Source organism: Motilimonas sp. E26 (assembly GCF_021278025.1).
GTDB lineage: Bacteria > Pseudomonadota > Gammaproteobacteria > Enterobacterales > CBDFNC01 > Motilimonas.
On sequence record NZ_JAIBHJ010000028.1, the window covers coordinates 22,578 to 41,826 of the forward strand.

The 19,249-nt window shown below is 43.2% G+C and carries 18 protein-coding genes; 11 read left to right on the plus strand and 7 right to left on the minus strand.

Annotated features, from left to right (window positions below; translation table 11 throughout):
- Positions 1-100 precede the first annotated feature (100 nt).
- Positions 101-1,030: a uridine diphosphate-N-acetylglucosamine-binding protein YvcK gene (yvcK, locus tag K1M91_RS17880; RefSeq protein ID WP_232803647.1), complete on the plus strand. Its 930-nt coding sequence runs from the start codon at positions 101-103 to the stop codon at positions 1,028-1,030.
- On the opposite strand, the gene K1M91_RS17885 is transcribed toward yvcK, so the two are convergent.
- The 3 genes from K1M91_RS17885 to K1M91_RS17895 form a co-directional block, all read right to left on the minus strand.
- On the minus strand, positions 993-1,208 hold the full coding sequence (locus tag K1M91_RS17885; RefSeq protein WP_232803624.1) for a hypothetical protein: 216 nt from the start codon (positions 1,206-1,208) through the stop codon (positions 993-995). The two genes, yvcK and K1M91_RS17885, sit on opposite strands and share 38 nt — an antisense overlap.
- Positions 1,209-1,378: 170 nt before the next feature.
- Positions 1,379-2,134: a Nif3-like dinuclear metal center hexameric protein gene (locus K1M91_RS17890; RefSeq protein WP_232803648.1), complete on the minus strand. Its 756-nt coding sequence runs from the start codon at positions 2,132-2,134 to the stop codon at positions 1,379-1,381.
- Positions 2,135-2,228: 94 nt separating this feature from the next.
- Entirely contained in the window at positions 2,229-2,429 is a 201-nt protein-coding gene (locus tag K1M91_RS17895; protein ID WP_232803625.1) for a DUF2517 family protein, read from the minus strand.
- A 221-nt stretch (positions 2,430-2,650) separates the two neighbouring features.
- Here K1M91_RS17895 and K1M91_RS17900 point away from each other — a divergent pair, with 221 nt between their 5' ends.
- From K1M91_RS17900 to K1M91_RS17925, 5 genes are read left to right on the plus strand one after another with little or no spacing between them, the layout of a single operon-like run.
- Positions 2,651-3,022 carry a type IV pilin protein gene (locus K1M91_RS17900; protein WP_232803626.1) on the plus strand — a complete coding sequence of 124 codons (372 nt, stop codon included), beginning with the start codon at positions 2,651-2,653 and terminating at the stop codon, positions 3,020-3,022.
- Positions 3,023-3,038: 16 nt separating this feature from the next.
- Positions 3,039-3,485, plus strand: coding sequence for a GspH/FimT family pseudopilin (locus tag K1M91_RS21455; RefSeq protein WP_282561181.1), 447 nt, complete (start codon positions 3,039-3,041; stop codon positions 3,483-3,485).
- A complete protein-coding gene (locus tag K1M91_RS17915) occupies positions 3,485-3,889 on the plus strand; it encodes a prepilin-type N-terminal cleavage/methylation domain-containing protein (protein ID WP_232803627.1) in 405 nt (134 codons plus the stop codon). Before K1M91_RS21455 ends, K1M91_RS17915 begins: the two co-directional genes overlap by 1 nt.
- A gap of 9 nt (positions 3,890-3,898) precedes the next feature.
- Positions 3,899-4,441, plus strand: coding sequence for a prepilin-type N-terminal cleavage/methylation domain-containing protein (locus K1M91_RS17920; protein ID WP_232803628.1), 543 nt, complete (start codon positions 3,899-3,901; stop codon positions 4,439-4,441).
- Positions 4,442-4,459: 18 nt separating this feature from the next.
- A complete protein-coding gene (locus K1M91_RS17925; protein ID WP_232803629.1) occupies positions 4,460-6,085 on the plus strand; it encodes a polymer-forming cytoskeletal protein in 1,626 nt (541 codons plus the stop codon).
- An 84-nt stretch (positions 6,086-6,169) separates the two neighbouring features.
- Here the strand turns inward: K1M91_RS17925 and K1M91_RS17930 are convergent, their stop codons facing one another.
- The 4 genes from K1M91_RS17930 to K1M91_RS17945 form a co-directional block, all read right to left on the minus strand.
- On the minus strand, positions 6,170-6,643 hold the full coding sequence (locus K1M91_RS17930) for a response regulator (RefSeq protein ID WP_232803630.1): 474 nt from the start codon (positions 6,641-6,643) through the stop codon (positions 6,170-6,172).
- A complete protein-coding gene (locus K1M91_RS17935; protein ID WP_232803631.1) occupies positions 6,630-8,009 on the minus strand; it encodes an ATP-binding protein in 1,380 nt (459 codons plus the stop codon). Before K1M91_RS17935 ends, K1M91_RS17930 begins: the two co-directional genes overlap by 14 nt.
- Before the next feature lies 1 nt (position 8,010).
- Positions 8,011-9,420 carry an SLC13 family permease gene (locus K1M91_RS17940; protein ID WP_232803632.1) on the minus strand — a complete coding sequence of 470 codons (1,410 nt, stop codon included), beginning with the start codon at positions 9,418-9,420 and terminating at the stop codon, positions 8,011-8,013.
- Between the two features lie 288 nt (positions 9,421-9,708).
- Complete coding sequence (locus K1M91_RS17945) at positions 9,709-10,362, minus strand: M50 family metallopeptidase (RefSeq protein ID WP_232803633.1); 654 nt, start codon at positions 10,360-10,362, stop codon at positions 9,709-9,711.
- Between the two features lie 212 nt (positions 10,363-10,574).
- Here K1M91_RS17945 and K1M91_RS17950 point away from each other — a divergent pair, with 212 nt between their 5' ends.
- From K1M91_RS17950 to K1M91_RS17970, 5 genes are all read left to right on the plus strand, one after another.
- A complete protein-coding gene (locus tag K1M91_RS17950; protein WP_232803634.1) occupies positions 10,575-14,018 on the plus strand; it encodes a response regulator in 3,444 nt (1,147 codons plus the stop codon).
- A 491-nt stretch (positions 14,019-14,509) separates the two neighbouring features.
- Positions 14,510-16,135 (plus strand): ABC transporter substrate-binding protein, encoded by a 1,626-nt coding sequence (locus K1M91_RS17955; RefSeq protein ID WP_232803635.1) that lies wholly within the window; start codon positions 14,510-14,512, stop codon positions 16,133-16,135.
- Positions 16,136-16,293: 158 nt separating this feature from the next.
- Positions 16,294-17,274 carry an ABC transporter permease gene (locus K1M91_RS17960; protein WP_232803636.1) on the plus strand — a complete coding sequence of 327 codons (981 nt, stop codon included), beginning with the start codon at positions 16,294-16,296 and terminating at the stop codon, positions 17,272-17,274.
- A 2-nt stretch (positions 17,275-17,276) separates the two neighbouring features.
- Entirely contained in the window at positions 17,277-18,203 is a 927-nt protein-coding gene (locus tag K1M91_RS17965) for an ABC transporter permease (protein ID WP_232803637.1), read from the plus strand.
- Positions 18,200-19,243: an ABC transporter ATP-binding protein gene (locus tag K1M91_RS17970; RefSeq protein WP_232803638.1), complete on the plus strand. Its 1,044-nt coding sequence runs from the start codon at positions 18,200-18,202 to the stop codon at positions 19,241-19,243. The genes K1M91_RS17965 and K1M91_RS17970 overlap by 4 nt, the downstream gene beginning before the upstream one ends.
- The last annotated feature ends 6 nt before the right edge of the window (positions 19,244-19,249 follow it).

Below are 19,249 nucleotides of genomic sequence, written 5' to 3' on the forward strand. Positions count from 1 at the left end.
GCAGATAGAAACGAGTAGCGAAGGAATAGCAGCAAATAAGTTTGCATATGTAAAGTTGATAAGATAATTTTTCTGCTCAATTTGGAGTTTAAATGTGCTTATGCCGGAACATTCATTGCAACAATTTAGTCAAGTCGTCGCCATTGGTGGTGGCCATGGTTTAGGTCGATTACTGTCTTCTTTATCCTATTTAGGACCAAAATTAACGGGCATTGTCACCACTACAGACAATGGTGGGTCGACCGGTAGGATCAGGCAAAGTGAAGACTGCATTGCATGGGGTGATTTACGAAATTGTATTAACCAATTAGTTCCTGAGCCCAGTATTGGTAGTATGTTATTTGAATATCGTTTTCCTGGTAAGGGTGAGTTTTCTGGCCATAACTTGGGTAATCTCATGCTATTGGCTTTAGATCAATTATCCATAAGGCCCGTTGATGCTATCAAGCTTATCTCTAATATGCTCAAGGTAAGTAGCCAAATTTTACCCATGGCGGAACAGCCCGCAGATCTAATGGCCATTTGTAGCCAAGGGAAAAACTACCATGGTGAAGTGTTAGTTGATCAAATGCAAAGCTTCCCAAGCCAGCTAGCGATTAGTCCTAATGTTTGTGCAACACCGGAAGCCATTGCCGCCATTGAGCAGGCTGAACTGATTTTACTGGGGCCGGGATCATTCTTAACCAGTATCATGCCGCCTTTATTACTGCCTGATTTGCAAACAGCATTGAGAAAAAGCCAAGCAAAAGTGATTTTTATCGCGAATTTGGTACCGGAATTAAGCCCCGCAGATCAATTAAGCTTAAATCAACAACTTAATTGGTGTGAAGCGCAAATGGATATGCAATTTATCGATTATGTCATTTTGCCTTATGGCAGCGAGCCATTAACCGATTATCAAATGTTTTATGCTGATTTAGCCGAAACCGAGATTGTTCATCGGCACGATCGCGATAAGCTCAGCAAAGCCATTGAAAACGTGGTCAGCCTATTTAGTTGCAATTCACTAAACTCGGGTAAGCCACTTTAAAGCTTAGTGGCTCTTGTAACATTAATACTCGAATGAAATTGACCAAAGCAAGTAACCAAAAGCGCACCAAGGAAGGTCGCGATCGGAATTGAACGTCAAACTGCCAAACTTGATGTACCGCCATCATCACCAGCATTAAGCTAGTTAACGTAAAGCCGATAAATATTTGCATATCCATCACTCACCCACCTGAAACAATAAACTAACATTTTATTAACATTGCAATTTAATGTCCCGCTGGCAAGAAAGGAAATATTGCTTTGCTAGCAATATCACATTAGCGGATGCTGTTTTACCTTATTTGAACCACGCTGCCTGAGCTATCCCATCACGATAGGCCAAAGAGCCTTAGACCGGATTATTGATCTCAACATACTCAACATCGAGGCCATAGTTTTCTGCTAGCCACTCGCCCACCGCTTGCACACCATAACGTTCGGTGGCATGGTGGCCTGCACTATAATAATGAATATTCATTTCCCGTGCGGTATAAACGGTACGCTCCGATACCTCGCCACTAATAAACGCATCAATACCTTGGCTGGCAGCAAGATCAATATAGTTTTGTCCGCCACCCGTACAAATGGCGACGGAGCGGATCTCTGGTTTGTTACCATCAATCCACAGCGGCTCACGCTCTAATGCCACATTCAAACGCTGACTCAGCTCTTGCGGAGTAATAGGCTCGGCGAACTTGCCGACTTGTGCAACACTGAGCGGATCCCAAGGCTCTAAACCACGACGTAATTTAATCCCTAAGCGCTGTGCTAACTGAGCGTTATTACCTAATTCAGGATGAACATCGAGGGGAAGATGATAAGCAAAAAGATTAATGTCATGTTTAATTAGAGCAGCGATGCGCTCGCGTTTCATGCCCTTTAACACTTCTGGCTCACCTTTCCAAAAATAGCCATGGTGAACCAAAATAGCATCCGCTTGCTTGGCAATGGCAATATCAATCAGCTCTTGGCAAGCGGTAACACCAGTAACGACTTTTTGGATCTGAGATTTGCCTTCAATTTGCAAACCATTTGGACAGTAGTCTTTAATTTTGTGCGGTGCGAGTAACTGGTTGAGCGCCCCTTCCATTTTAGTTGAACTAATAGCCACGCGGTCTCTCCTCAATACATCATCAAATAACAAGCCGTCTATTTTATACGTAAAGGGAGCAAAGCGCAGTCATTGGTCAAACAAAAGCTTAAATAAACGGTCGCCCAACTTGCTCAGATTCTGCAATCCAAACAGGTTTATCACTGGTTTTCAGCCACATCTTAAATAGCACACTACTGTATTTGCCTGGTTGTTTAATAAAAGGCAATGCCGGTAGCAAAGCAATAAAACCTATCACCACTGCAACGCGGCGAGCAAACAGCTTAGCAACACCATAAGTTTGATACATAAACGAGCACCTTATTGATTTAAAAAGACTCTTACATTGTATAAAAACCAAACTCATCCGACCAGTTGTTTTTAATAAAAAATAATCATAAATAAAAAGTCAATAATGAGTAAGTATTAAATATAAATCACAAAGACTAATGATATTGGATGAACAAAGTGCAAGAATGCTTATACTATTTATAAGTAAGAAGTAAATGTGAAAGTAGAGACGGGTCTGATATGAAACGAAATGGCTTCACCCTCATTGAAGTGCTTATTGTGGTTGCCATTATCGGTATTTTGGCAGCAATTGCGCTGCCTTCGTATCATAAGCACGTATTGCAATCAAACCGCGTCGATGCACAAATGGCACTGACAGAAATGGCGCAAATTTTTGAGCGTAATTATGCACGTCAAGGTGTTTACCCTGTAGCCGTACCTAGCATTAACAAACCAGACAGTTACACCTTTAGCCTAACAGCATCTGCGGCCAATAACACTTTCACCCTAAAAGCTGCCCCGGACACCAACCAGTCGGCTGATGAATGTGGCACTTTAACCATCAATCAAGCTGGAGTGTTAAGCGCTGCCAAAGCCACTTGTTGGCGCTAAATTTAGCAAGGACGGTATGATGAAACAACAGGCAACGTTGGGGTTCAATCTAATCGAATTAATGGTCACTATTGCCATTGTGATGATCCTTGCATTAGTGGCAGTGCCTAGCTATCAGAGTGTTATCTCAACCGAGCGTTTTACCAGCGCGACCAATAATTTATATAACGCTTATCGGTTCAGCCGTAGTGAAGCGATAAAAACTGCCACACCGATCCAACTAAAACCAATTAATAACGATTGGGCTAACGGCTGGCAGGTACTCGACCTAAACAATAAGGTGCTACATGAAACAGGTGCTCCTCATTCAAGTATCAAGATCACAGGCAATGCAGTGAAAGTACTTGGTACCGGAGCACTGAATAGTGCAACGAGCTTTAGCATTAAAGATAAGACGTCAACACGTTACATATGCGTTCTTTCCAGTGGCCAAAGCCAACTGCAAGCAGGAGCGTGCAGCTAATGAAATTAATCGCTCAGCAACAAGGGTTTAGTTTATTTGAAGTGTTGATCGCAACGGTGGTCGCGGTGATTGCTCTGTTGGGCCTAGCTTTACTCGAAATCAAAATGCTGCAATCAGCACAGTCCAGTTTTCAATACACAGTATCGACTATCCGAGCGAATAACTTAGTCGATAGCATTTGGCTAGATTTATGTAATGCACAAACGGATCCTGCTCGGTACACCGCATTAGTTAGCAATTGGCAACAAAGTTTACCAAGTGGATACAGCGTTACAACCGACAAACCCGGCGTGAGTTTTGCGTTGAGTACAACAATAGAGCTCAATTGGCAAGACAGTAAAATAGCCGAGGCTGATAACAATAAGCTCACCCTACTTGCCAACTTCCCTGACGTTTGTAACTAAGGTCATACGATGAAGAAAATGACGTCAACATCAGGATTCACACTCATTGAGCTACTCATTGCGATGTTGCTCGGTTTGGTGCTGGTATTGGCCTGTAGCAGCGTTTATGGCTCATTAAAAAATACGTTAAATACCGCTAAACAACTATCGGAAGCGCAAGAGTCACTGCGCGGCGCATTTAACTTGATATCACGTAGCGTGCGCCAAGGCGACAGCATCGGCATTAGCACCTTAAATAGCCAAGGCGAGCTACTAGTTACTTATCAAGACATTAATACCGGCGACCAAGTGTTAAGTTGTTTAGGCAATACGCGAAGTAATGGCAACAGCGATCGCTTTTATAGCGATGGTAAAGGTCTTTACTGTGATGATGGCATTGGTAATCAATTAATTGCCCTGAATGTCGAAAAATTTCAACTGCAAGCTATCGGAACGGAAGGAGTTAATGTTTCGATAAAAGTAACAGGAATGCCCACAAATATGGGCACTAACGGACTAACCTTTACTGTAGCACTGCGGCAAAAAATACTGGCGCGGATCACCGCTCCGTAAGAAACGCTGGAGTAAACTATGAACTATACGTCTAAAGCCGAACAAGGCTATGTGCTTGTTACCGTTTTGATCGTCACCATTGTCGCAACCCTTGTGGCCTTTGGTGGCATTTCAGAAAACCGCCTACAAGAACAAATCGGCGGTAACCAGCAAAAAGAAATCAATGCCCGCATGATGGCGGAGAAAGGCATATTTGCCACTTTTTCTTACATTGAGCAACAAAATGAGTTGAATACTGATTTAGATACCATTGCGACAGGAATAAAAACCCTAAAAGATGTTAGCGCTGGGGTTGAGGGAAGCTATGAACTGCTCCCTGCTGACGTCAAGGTAAACGGTGCCATGCTGAGCTTTATCAGCAAAGGGACTTATCGCGGTGCAACGGCATATTTAAATGCGCAAATCAATGTTTCTTCAATGCAAAATATTTTCGAAAATGGCGTAGTTGGCTGCGATGGCATTGCACTCTCTGGTAGCGGCAAAATTGATAGTTATCACTCCGGTAAAGGCCAATATGGTGGCACTAATGTCGACACCAATGCCAGTGTTATGACCATTAATAGCAATGCGGATATCTCTCTTAAGGGTGATGCTCCCATCCATGGCAACATAAATGTTAATGGTGACTTTAGTAGCACTGGCTCTTCAGAGTTAATTGGTAATGTTAACGCTACCGGTGATATTACCGTCTCTGGCGGCGGTAACAATCGTTTAACGGGCGATTTTAGTGCCGGCGGCAACTTAGATGTCGAGGGACTCACCATTGGTGGCAATGGTAATATTGCAGGTGATATTAAGTATCATTCTAATACTGATATTCAAGGCAGCCTAACTTATGGCGGTAATGATTTAACCAAAGGCGATCTCTCATCCATCGCACAATCGGTTATCAAAGCCGATCCAAACTTACCCCCTTTTGACGCACCGGCTTGCGATCCTCTTGATATTACAAGCAAAATGACGGGGTTTTCAGACTATACTAGTAATGGCGTGATGGATACTTCTGCTTGGCAAACTGAAAATCGCCCCTATCAATTTACCCAAAGCACTGCCGAAATGTTTCAAAAACAGGGCAATAGTGGTGAGGTAATAGAAAAAGCGGCACAAAACTTAGATGTCGAAGGTAACGGAACCCCCATTCCGGTCCATGTGTTTGATAGTTTATCCCTAAAAAATGGTCAAATAAGTGTAACGGGCGATGTTGTGCTGGTGATAAAAGGCGATTTTAGTACCAGTGGCGGCGGCCCTAGAATTGATATTGCCGCGGGCAGCTCACTCACCCTTTATATTGAGGGAAAAGTTGATATCGGATCATCAGGGCAAGTTGTTGCCCATGGCAGTATTACTGACTCAGGCAAACCACCTTTCTCAATTTTTTCATCCTATGAGAGCAGCCGTGCCAATGATTATGGCGTCTCACTAGATGGTGCTACGGACATGTACGCCTCTGTTTATGCGCCACTTGCAAATGTTAAAGCCACAGGATCTGGTGATATTTTAGGTGCACTAAGAGGAAAAAAAGTTGAAATCAGCGGTGATGGCGGCATGCATTATGATGAAGCTTTAGCCGATGTTGGCATAGCAACCAAAGACAAAAATGCAGCTTTTGCCTCTATGCGTTATTACTACCCAACTTATGAATGATATTTTGTTTTGTTGTGGCGCTAGGTTTTATTAGCGTCACAACACTGTCCTATCTGCGTTATTTACCCCTAGACTCCCTTTTGCTCATTGGATTAGTTTGTAAAGGGTTGGCGCGTCTAATACTGCTAACCGGCTTTGATAATCCAGTCCTTGGCTAACTATATATTCGGTCAACAGCTGCTTACTAATGTGCAATAATTCTTCGCCATCCCACGCCTTTTCTAGGTAGTGATCAATATGTGCCTGATTAACGGCTTTAATGGTATCAGCATGAGTTGCAAGGCCTGTTAGTAAGATTTTCTTCACCTCTCTAAAGCGCGGATCATCCGCAATCTCCGTTAACAGTTGCACCCCGGTTTTAAGGGGCATCACATGATCAGATATCACCAACGCAACATGTTCCCCATCAGCGTCAAGCTCATCCATCAGCTCTTCACATTCAGCTGCCGACTCACACTCTTCAATATTAAAATGGTCTGCCAGTGGCGCTAAGTCTCGTACCACAGCAGAAAGCACTTCGCGTTGGTCATCAACACAAATAATGTTAATTGTTTCCATTATTCACCTCTATTGGTAAGAAAACCCTAAAGCAGGTCAGTCCAGGCTGACTGGCTACTTCCAGCTCTCCTTGATAACTACTAATAATTCGTTGTGAAATCGACAACCCCAAGCCAAGACCAAATGAGAGTCCACCTTTTTTGGTGGTCATGTCTGGCTGGAAGATAGACTTCATCAAGTTAGGCGCAATTCCGGGGCCATTATCTTCTATTGATACTTGTATGAAGTGACCAGATAACAGCGTTTTAATACGGATCATTGGCGCGGAGTTAGGCTGACTCAAAAGCGCTTCATACGCATTTTTAATCAAGCTAACCCACACTTGCACCCACTCGGCATGGCTGGCGCACAATAAAGGTAACTGGCCGGCTTGAATACGAATATCAACTGAGCGGCAATGGCTGCTCATTAGGTCTAAGGCACAGTTTATGGTGTCATTAATGTCTACGCCGTATTTACGCTCCGTGTCTCCAGCCCCAAGTAAACGAACCGACTTAATGATCCCCGTGGCATGATTAACGGCCTGCTTTAACTCCTTAAAATCACGACCAAGTTGCCAATAATCAGCAAACTCATCTAAGCGCTTTAAAAAGCTTTTGCCAAGTGCAACTACCTCATCAGGGTGGGTAAAAATACGAGCTAGGGCTTTACCTTGATCGCGCTCAACACCTAAGGTTTGTTCAAAAACTTTACCGCGCGCGCGCACTAGCTTGCTATCAAGTCCCTGCTTACTATCAAGGCCGGCACGAAAATAATGGTGCTGAGTGGGAAAATGTTGCTCAAAGTGCCGATCCATAAAGCGCTCAAAATAAGCACTTTTTCCTGAAATGGCTCCCAATGCATTATTAAGTTCATGGGACAACCCTGACGCCAACTGACCGATGGTCGACATTTTTTCTGCTTGCATGGCGCGTTGCTGCGCCAAATTGTGCTCAACTTGTGCATGTATTGCTAGAATTTGCCGCTGAGAAAGCTCATTTACAATTACTGGCATAAATTGCTGCGCTAAGGGGCCAAACTCAGCTTCTTGCTTAACCTCAACGTGAGTATCAATATAGGCAAGTTCACTATCTTTACTCGCCACGACACGAAACCGAGCACAATAAGAGCCAGAGAAATAACTATGCACACCAGTAAAAGACGGTGGATTGGATTGATTTAATTCAAAAAACTCGCCATCGGGCTCGACTTGATAATAAGCCGTTAATTGTCCAGACAGTAATAGAAACAGTTTTTCATTCGCCTGCCCTTGCTCGAGTAACATCTCGCCTTTGTTTAGCCGAATTTGTCGCCCAGGCTGATTAAAATAACAGCGTTGTAACCGCGATATGGTTGCGGCAATCTCGGGTGAAGGGTCGCTGTGCATGTTAAATAAACCCAATAACCGTTAATAAATACACCATTGCAAAGGTCATCAATAGCCCTATAACACCAATACTGGCCCCCACTTTTGCCATTTGCTTAGTATTGATATGACCTGAAGCGTGAGCCAATGCATTAGGCGGTGTGCTAATCGGTAAAGACATTCCCAGAGAAGCAGCAAAGGTTACGCATAAAATAAGCGCAACTTGACCGCCGTAGGGTAGCAACGAATGCATTGAGAGTCCCAAAGCGGCAACAATCGGCATTAACAAGTTAGCGGTAGCGGTATGAGACATAAAGTTAGCCATTAACAAACACAACACCGATGACCCAACAATAATCACTAACGGTGAATAGTCACCAAATGGAATGGCCGCGACTGCATTGGCCGCCAAGCCGGTTTTTTCAAGCCCTAGCCCTAGAGCAATACCTCCGGACACTAACCAAAGCACGTCCCAAGAAATCTTTTTTAAATCTTCCTTAGTGATGATTTTTGTCACTGAAAACACCGCCACAGGGAGCAACGCCACCACATAAGCATTCATGCCATGAATACCGCCCATTAACCAAAGTAAAATGGTTAAAGTAAAAGTACAATAAACAACAATGGCTTGCGGTGTTTTTAAAAAGCGTCCCTTAATAGTCAGCTCTATTTTATCGGTATCAGCGGGAAATAGCCGACTTAGCATAAACCAAGACACAGCCAATAAAATAATCACAAAAGGCACACCAAACGCCATCCACTCACCAAAGGTAATCAGCTTATCGCCCACTAGATATTTCAAAGCTATCGCATTTGGCGGGGTGCCAATGGGAGTGCCGATGCCCCCAACATTAGCTGCCACAGGAATGGCCAAGGCAAAGCCCACCTTACCTAAGTCATCTTTGGCAAAAACGGCCAATACCGGTGTTAATATGGCTAACATCATCGCAGTGGTCGCGGTATTACTCATAAACATCGAAAAGACGGCGGTAATCATCATGAGGCCTAACATCACGTATTTAGGTTGTTGGCCAAAGGGTTTCAGTAATACCCGCGCCAAGTTCACATCAAGCCGGTATTTAGTCGCCGCCATCGCCAGAAAAAAACCACCTAGAAACAGCATAATGATTGGCGATGCGAAAGTGGCCATGATGTCTTTGTAGCTGAGCAGTATCCCTAAATCGGGTGATGCTTGCTGAGTAAACCACAGCCCTTTATCTGACACGAACAGCAGTTCAAGGACAATAATCAGCACTGATGTCGCGTAAATAGGAATAGGCTCCAATACCCAACACAAGGCAGCCAGCACAAATATCGCGATAATCCGCTGCTCAGCCAAGGTGATGTTCTCAATCGGAAACCAGCTAAGCGGCAGAGATAAAATTATCCCGGGAATAAGAATAGGAAATAAATACTTAAAATATTGTTTCATCGTTCCTTGATCCTGCCAAACCAACCAATGGGCTGATTTAAAAGTAAGAGATAATTACTTTGGCATTTAAAAGGAAAAATACTGTGAAATAGCGCAGACAACCCAAAATATACAGTGGATTTAGATCAATGAATGCTCGAATAACGTTGTTATACCCTATCACCGCGTTTTCACTACATTGTTACGCTAATTTAAAAAGGTGCCGACATTCCTGCATTAGCGACCCTAGTATTGAAAACACAAAGGGGCGCTGAAACAGGCATCTTCAAGTTGATTGGGTATGACCAGTTACGCCTTGTCAGTAGCAGCTCGGCTATTCGATTTAAATAACGCCCAACAAAACACGACCACACTTAATGCGCACCATAATCCACCCCAAAGCCAAGTAAAACCAAAAAACTCTTCGGCTAACATGGCCGCATCTGAACGTTGATGTGCATTGGCAATAGTGTCTTGGTAGACGTCAAATGGCACATAGCAAAGACTGGCTAAACCAATCAATTGCAACAGTGTTTGCTGCCAAAACAAGCTAAGGTAATAACGAGTAAGGCCAAGTACTAATGCTCCACCTAGGCTAAATAACAAGGTAAACATTGAACCAAAGAAAAACACACCAATTAACACAAAACATGCCACGAGTAACCAAAGCAAATTATTAACATGGCTAAAGCGGTATAAGAGTGCTCCACATAGAATCGATCCCAAATAGCCTGCCGATAAAATAAGAAATCGGCTTCCCCCTGCAGAAATAACATGACCCGATTGATCCGCTGAAACAACAAAACTAATGACACGACCGCCAGTAAGCCAGGTCATCAAGGCATGACTAAATTCGTGAAAATAGACAACCAAAATTTTCAGCGGCAACACCCAAATAGTATTCCAGGTTAAATACAAAACAATCACTAAGGTGAGTGTTAAAAGTGTTCGATAGTGATTCATACTAAACCCCGAGATAATTTTATAATTTTGTGATTGTAAGTCTCGTTGTGTAGATTGAAAACTAGGCCTTCTTTCTGAGAGACTATAAGATGTCCAAGGATTTAAGGACGTGATTTACCGAATTATATCGGCACCTCGGAGAATATAAACACCTCATGGTTGAAAAAAGAAAGTTAACTGGATTACGCTCTAAGCTTATGTTGGCATTTTTAATGCTGAGTATTGTGCCGTTTTCTACAATCTCAATATTGTTCTTATATTCCTATTCAAAAGACCTTACTTTACAAACTACCAGCCATTTAGTGTCAGTTCGGGAAATTAAAAAAAGCCAAGTTAGAGACTATTTCAGAGAACTAAAACAACAAGCCAGTCTATTTTCTCAATCCGATTTTGCTAAAGCTTCCATCGGTCGATTTTATGGTTTTAGCGCCGCCTTTGAACGTTTAGGCCCAACCATTGAAAGCGCTCGTGTAACAGCGCAACAACTATACGAGCCAGGGGGTTGGGACAAGTATAAAGCGCCAGAGCAAGACAGTGAACAACAAGAGAAGTTTAAATCCATTGAACAAGGCGATGGCTTGTACAAAAGGGTTCACCTGCGTTATCACAAAGAATATGCCAAATTAGTGCGAGAGTCTGATTTCTCCGATATTTTACTCGTTGACGAAACAGGTAACGTGGTTTATTCCGTCACAAAACAAGCCAACTGGGGTACAAACCTCATTAACGGTCAATATAAAACGACTTCATTAGCGGACTCATTTCAGAAATTAAAAATACAGATGGATCAGGTTAAAAACCCTTCCGAACTTTACCATTTCTCTGATTTTGCCCTAAATCCACTGACTAACGAGGTTGTGGCTTACCTTAGTTTACCGATCATGCAACATTCTTATGTACGCGGCGTAATTATTTTTGAAATATCAAATAAAGGCCTCAATGCCTTAATGAGTGATCGCGAAGGGTTGGGTAAAACAGGCGAAACCTTTATAGTGGGCTCTGATAACAAACTCCGCTCTGACCTGTCTTTAACACCTGAATATTCAGTGTTCAATAGCTTTACCAATAGCCAATATACAATGTCGTCCCCCCCCGTATCCGATGCGCTTAATGGAAAAAGCGGTGCCGGTCGATTTGGCAGTTATCGTCAAGAAGAAGTATTGGCAGCCTACACTAGATTAAACGTCTTCGATCAGCCTTGGGCGCTGATCTCCGAAATATCCGTCGATGAAGCTTTTGCCCTCACTCGCCAACTAGAAAAATTAGTATTGTCATTTGCGTTTTTCTCGGTATTGCTGTTTATCATGTTTTCTCGTTGGCTATCTAACACCATTACTGCGCCTTTGTTGAATCTAACTTGGTCAGCAGAATTAGTGGCAGCTGGCGACTTAGAAAAACCCATCCGCGGTGCTAACCCAGAAGGCGATGAGATTTGCCGATTAGCCCATAGTTTTGCTCATATGCAGTATTCCGTACGAGAAAAACTGCAGCTAATTAACCTGCAAAAACAAGAGCTGGAAAGCCAAGTTGAATTAATTCAAAAGCAAAATGAAGAGCTGCAACAAGCCGACAAATTAAAAGATGAGTTTCTTGCTAACACCTCCCATGAACTAAGAACGCCAATTCACGGCATCGTCGGTATGGCTGAATCCATGATAGCTGGTAGCGCGGGAGAGCTCAGCGAATCACAAAGACAGCAGCTATCACTCATCATTCGCAGCAGTGAAGGCTTAGCACGCTTAGTTAATGACTTACTTGATTACCACAAAATGCGTTACGGCCAGCTGCCAATTAAAATGCAAGCCATTGATTTGAAATCCGTAATAAACCTAGTATTTGAATTGTGCCACCACTTAACGGGCAATAAACCGCTGCGTTTGATCAATCAATGCCCAGACGACCTCCCAGTGGTGTATGCGGATGAGTTACGCCTAGAACAAGTGCTTTATAATCTGATCGGTAATGCAATTAAGTACACCCCTGAAGGCAAGGTAGTGCTGGGGGTTGAAACTTACGAACATGAACTGCGCATTACCATCACCGATACTGGCATCGGCATGAATGAAGCTCAGTTAAAACATATTTTTGAGCCATTGGTGCAAATTCGTAACAGCCGTAATCATGCTAAAGCGGGCTATGGTTTAGGTTTATCTGTCAGTAAACAGCTAGTCAGTTTGATGCAAGGCGAGCTCACCGTCACCAGTAAACCTGATTTAGGTTCGGTGTTCAGTTTTACGCTGCCGATACATGAAAACCAAGACATCTCGCCATTAGTGGTAAGCGATAACCCACAACATCATTTACTACTCGATGAGCCAGTTGATTTAAAGATTAATAATTTCGTTGAAAAGCCAGTTGTACCTCAGGAAGTTTCTGATCAAGCGAACACTATTTTAGTAGTCGATGATGAAGTCATTAACTTACAAATCATGCAAAACCTGTTGAGTTTACAGGGTTATCAAGTGTACTGCTGTCAAGATGGCCAAGAAGCCCTTGCTGTACTTGACGTTGAACAGCCTGATTTATTGCTAATAGACGTGATGATGCCAACCATGACTGGCTTTGAACTTTGTCAAAAGGTACGAGAAAAATTCGATCGCTTAACCCTGCCAGTGATCTTTTTAACTGCCCTCAATCAACCCAAAGACCTGTTAGAAGGCTTTGAGGCGGGAGCGAACGATTATTTAGTAAAACCATTTTGTAAAGATGAATTATATGCGCGTATTAATGCACATATACAAGCAAAGTTGGCTAACGATCATCGCATTGAGAACACGCTGCTGAAACAAGAAATTTCACAACATATTGAGACTCAACAAGGGCTGCAAAATACGCAAACTAAGCTGCTCACTATGCTAGAGCAAGCTGATGAAGCCTTACTGGGAATAAGCAGCGAAGGGATCATTGATTTTGTTAGTACTGGGGCTGAAAGCTTATTCGATCTTGAACGTGAACTGCTGCTCAATACCCATATAGACAGAGTCCTGATGGCCCCTTTTAAGGCACAATTAGAAGCCAATCATGATCCTGAAACGGAAACCCAAGAGTTTGAGTTAGCATGTAAAAGAGCTAAAGGGCCGTTTGTCGAGAAGGTGACAATTTCGCCTGCAACCTTTGGTCAAAAACGGGGCTGGAGCCTCATCTTTCATTGTATGCCAGAGAACAGCCAAAGCTTAACGGGGCGTCATAGCAATGAAAAAGTACAAGCGCTTACCAGCGCCATTACTTCGTTATCCAAGTACGTATTGACGACAGACCAGCAATTAATCAACGAACTACGCGCGTTAGGGCCTGACTTTTCTTTACTCGCCGATAAACTCAGTGTCGATCATGATGGAGATGGGTTGCGTAACCAGATCGTTGAAACCATGAAAACCGCTCTTGAGCTTTGGCAAGGTTCAACAGGTGAGGGAAAAATAGAACTCGCCGAAAAAAGTAAACTATGGCGTGTTTATTTAGACCGTAGCTCACTGCAAACACGCACCTTAGATAAGTACTTACAAATTGATACATTGCCCAAATCACCGCGCTGGCGTACTGTGTTGAGCACTGCTGAGTACGTATTATCACACTGTAAATTAAGTGATCCAGATCGTGAAAAACTAGAGCAAGCTAAAGTGGCGCTGCGTACTCAAGTCAATAAATCGGAGAGCTAAAAACCTTCCCTCCTGATCTCAGCCGCCCCTAGGTGAGATCAGGATCACAACTTCGTTATCTATCAGCCCATCGGCCTCTTCATCGATTCAGCATTTCTATGTGACCGCTCTCACAAACACTTCATTATCGGGCAAAAAAACGACAAATAAGCATTCTTTATTTGCAGCAAGAAAAAACCTATCTAATTGTTTTAAATGGATTTACCTACAAAAAGTACGGGATTAACGTGAGTTGCTTCACGCTTAACGAAATCGACGACGAAAACATTTGCGTGTTGCCGCCGAAATTGGTGTTATATAGCCCGTTGGTGACAAACATTAATCGAGTCATTTGTTAATAAAACAATGGAACTCAAAAAACCAGCGGTTGGACAAGTGGAAGTCCAAAAGGACTACGACTTGTTCGCTTCTCATATACAAGGAATGGAAAAGGAATTGTTATGCTTGCTAAGTTAACTAAGATTTCTACCGCAGTAGCAATGGGTGCTACTATGATCGCAGGAGCTATCTCTGCTCCAGCAATGGCTGCTGATAAAGCAACTCTTACACTAGTTTCTGAATTGAAGCCAGCTTGGGTTCGTAACTTCAACCCTCTTACAGTTACTTCACGTCTTGCTACAACTAACCAATTCATTTACGAGCCACTACTAATCGTAAACGAAATCAAAGGTGGTGCAGTTGAGTACCGTCTAGCAAACAAACACTACTTCTCTGACGACCTAAAAACAGTTTTCTTTGAACTGAAAAAAGACGTTAAATGGTCTGACGGTCAAGCATTCAACGCAGACGACGTAGTTTACTCTCTAGGTCTAGCAGCAGCTGGCGGCGCATTTGACGTTGCAGGTATTAGCTCTAAAATTTCTGGCGTTAAAAAAGTTGACGATTTCAAAGTTGCAGTAACTCTTTCTGAAGTGAACACAGGTGTTGTATCTGAAATCGTTCGCGCTCCAATCGTTGCTGAGCACATCTTCTCTAAGCAAGCTGACCTAGCTACGTTTGCTAACGAAAACCCAGTAGGTACTGGTCCTTTCACAGAAGTTGATACTTTCACTCCACAGCTTTACGTTCAATGTCGCAACCCGAACTACTACGAGAACGATAAACTAGCTGTTGACTGTATCAAAATGCCACAGCTTGCTAACAACGACCAGCTACTTGCTGCAGCAATCAAAGGCGACCTAGACTGGACTTCAGCGTTCATTCCAGATATCGACCGTGTACTTGTTAGCCAAAACAAACACTACCACTACTGGTTCCCTGCTGCGGGTTCTGCATCTTTCATGCTTAACTTCAAAACGCCAAACAAAGACAATGCTAAAGCGTTCAACGACGTAAACTTCCGTCGTGCATTCTCTATGGCTCTTGACCGTCAAGCAATCGTAGACATCGCTGGTTACGGCTACTGGTCTGTGAACGAGTACCCAGATGCACTAGGTGACCAATTCAAAGCTTGGGCTAACCCAGATGTAATGGCTAAGTACGGTAAGTACAGCAAATTCAACATCGAAGGTGCTAAAGCGCTTCTTAAAGAAGCTGGTTACAAAGACGTTGATGGCGACGGTTTCGTAGAAAACAAAGACGGTTCTAAGATTGAATTTAAAATCCTAGTACCAAACGGTTGGTCTGACTTTGTAAACACAGTACAAATCGGTGTTGAAGGTCTTCAAGAAGTAGGTATCAACGCTAGCGTTTCTACTCCTGAATTCGCAATCCTAAACGAAAAAGTTATGTCTGCTGACTTCGATGCTCAGTTCTCTAACTACTTCGCAGGTCCAGATCCATACATGTACTACAACACTGCTTTCCATTCAGAGCAAATGGACAAAGCACGTTTCGGTGGTCACCACAATGTTGATAAAGAGCTAGATAAACTTATCGATGGCTTCAACAAAACTGGCAACCAAGACGAGAAGCTAAAAATTGTTTACCAAATCCAAGAGAAAATTGGATCTAACCAAACAACTATGGCTGCTATGAGCACGAACTACAACTACCAGTACAACACTAAGCGTTTCACTGGTTGGTTCAACGAAAGCAACCCACAAGCGCGTCCAGTAGTATGGCCTGATACACCAGAGCGTCTACTTCACGTACTAAATCTTAAGCCAGTTAAATAATTAACTGACTAAGACATCAAGCCTCTCCCCCGGGAGGGGCTTTACTTTAACGTAAACCTTCTAATTCGACTTTTTTACACTCGCGTATCCCCTTTTGGATACATACCTGGAAACAGCTAGAGTGGCCCGAATGGAAGCAAATAAATAGGTGTAGAGATATGGGATTTATATTAAGACGTCTCGTCTTTTACTTTGGTGCCTTTTTGGTAGCCGTTGTAATTAACTTCTTCTTGCCGCGCATGATGCCCGGTGATCCAGTCGATGCAATGCTTGCACAAGGTGCGAGATTTACTGCAGAGCAAATCGCAAACTTACGATTAACTTTTGGTGTCGACCAACCCCTTTATCAACAATTTTTTACTTACTTAGGTGATGTATTCACACTTGAGCTAGGTCACTCAACCTTTTTCAGTAACATGCCTGTATCAGAAGTACTGGCTAACGCTTTTGGTTGGACCCTGTTCTTAACAGGTACTGCAACTATTTTAGCGTTTATGTTCGGTGCGACATTAGGTATTGTTGCAGCTTGGTACCGTGGTGGTAAGTTCGACAGTATCGCTTCACCACTGTCTTTAGTACTACAAGCAACCCCACAGCTGGTTTTTGGTATCGTGGTATTATTCTCTTTAGGTGTAACGTGGGACTTAATTCCTATCAGTTATGCTTACGATCCAGAGCTAACCCCTGATTTCACATCATGGGAATTCCTCAAAAACGTACTTCTTCACGCAGTCGGCCCTATTTTCTGTATCTTCATCGTACAGTTAGGTGGTTTCTTAGTGCCTATGCGTAACAACATGATTAACTTACTTAACGAAGACTACATCACCATGGGTAAGGCAAAAGGCCTATCAAATATCCGCGTGATGTTAAACTACGGTGCACGTAACGCTATCCTGCCAAGTGTAACCGCATTATCTATGGCATTAGGTTTTGTTGTAGGTGGTGCACTGGTTGTTGAGGTTATATTCAACTACCAAGGTTTAGGTTCAGTGCTTTTCAATGCCATTGTCAACCGTGACTACCAGCTCATCCAAGGCCAGTTACTTATCATGACAGTGTTCATGCTAGCGTTTAACTTTTTAGCCGATGTGTTGTATGTATTCTTGGATCCTCGTCTTCGTAAGGGTGGTAAATAATTATGGGTTTTATCAATCTTTTAACTCGTAACAAAAAGGCACTATTTGGTCTTTGTATTGTCGGGTTCTTCGTTGTTATTTCGGTTTTTGCTCCGTTCATCACGCAGTACGATGCTAAAAAACGTGTAACTAAATCACACGTACCACCAAGTGAAGAGCATGTATTAGGCTCTACTCGTATGGGTCGTGACGTATTTGCACAAACCTTATACGGTGGCCGCGTGTCACTGGCGGTTGGTTTTGGTGCAGGCATCATAGTAGTTGCAATGGCCGTTGCTATTGGTATTACAGCGGGTTACTTCGGTGGCCTAATTGATGAAGTATTAAGCTCACTAATGAACATTATGCTTGTTATCCCGCAGCTACCGCTGTTAATGGTATTGGCGGCTTTTATCGGGGAGGTAAGCCCGATGGTTATTGCCCTCATAATCGGTCTCACGTCCTGGGCGTGGGGGGCGCGCGTTGTTCGTTCTCAAACCTTAGCGGTACGTGAAAAAGAGTTTGTTGTAGCTGCTCAAGTACTAGGTGAGCCTTCATGGCGCATCATCTTGATTGAAATTCTACCTAACTTAGTTTCAATCATCGGTGCAAGTTTCATCGGCTCGGTAATCTACGCTATCATGACCCAAGCAACCCTTGAGTTCCTAGGCCTAGGTGATCCAACGTCTGTAACTTGGGGTACGCAATTATTTAACATGCAAAAAACCTCAGCTATCCACATTGGTGCGTACTGGGAAGTATTCTCTCCAATTGTTGTAATCGCTTGTGTGGGCGCAGGTCTTGCCCTATTAAACTTCGCGGTTGATGAAATTGCTAACCCACAACTACGTTCACACGTTGGCCTTAAACGTTGGAAGCAAATCACAGCACAAAAAGAAGCAGAAGCAGCAGCACAAGAAACAACAGCACAACAAGGAGCAGCATCATGAGCGTAAACCAAGCTAACGCATCTGTTCATGATAAAACAGACATTCAACTTTCTGTCCGTAACCTATGTGTTGATTACATTACCAGCAATGGCGATGTACGTGCAGTAAGTAACGTTTCATTTGATATCGGTCGCGGTGAAGTATTTGGCCTAGCGGGTGAGTCTGGTTGTGGTAAATCGACGGTTGCCTTCTCGGTATGTCGTTTACATAAGCCACCAGCGTTTATCTCAGGCGGTGAAATCATTTTTAACGGTCGTGACATTCTTAAGTTTGACGACGAGCAATTACGTGAATACCGCTGGAAAGAATCAGCCATGGTGTTCCAAAGTGCAATGAACAGCCTAAACCCTGTTTTAACACTTGAAGAGCAATTTTGTGACGTATTACTTGCGCATACCAACATGACACGTCAAGAGTGTATTAAGCGCGCAGGCCAATTGCTTGAAGTGGTTGATATTCACCCTAGCCGTTTATCCGATTACCCTCACCAGTTCTCTGGTGGTATGCGTCAACGTCTTGTTATTGCTATTGCATTAGCATTGAACGCAAAACTCATCATCATGGATGAGCCAACAACGGCACTTGACGTAGTGGTTCAACGTGAAATTTTACAAAAAATCTATCAGTTAAAAGAAGAGTTTGGCTTCTCAATCCTCTTCATTACGCACGATATCAGCTTAATGGTCGAGTTTTGTGACCGTATCGGTATCATGTACGCAGGTGAGCTTGCAGAAGTAGCACCCGCGAAAAACATTTTAACTAAACCTAACCATCCTTATACCGAAGGTTTAGGTAATGCGTTCCCTCCTCTACACGGTGAGAAAAAACGTCTTGTTGGTATTCCAGGTACACCATTGAACCTGTTTGAAGTACCTGTGGGCTGTCGCTTCCAAGCGCGTTGTCCTTACGTTAAAGACATCTGCCGTAAAGAGTACTGTAAGTTAACTGAGGTTGCCCCAGGTGAGTTCTCAGCTTGTCATCTACACAAAGATGGCATCGTTGACATCATCGCATTAGAAAAGCAACCGGTTCAGGGCTAGTAGGAT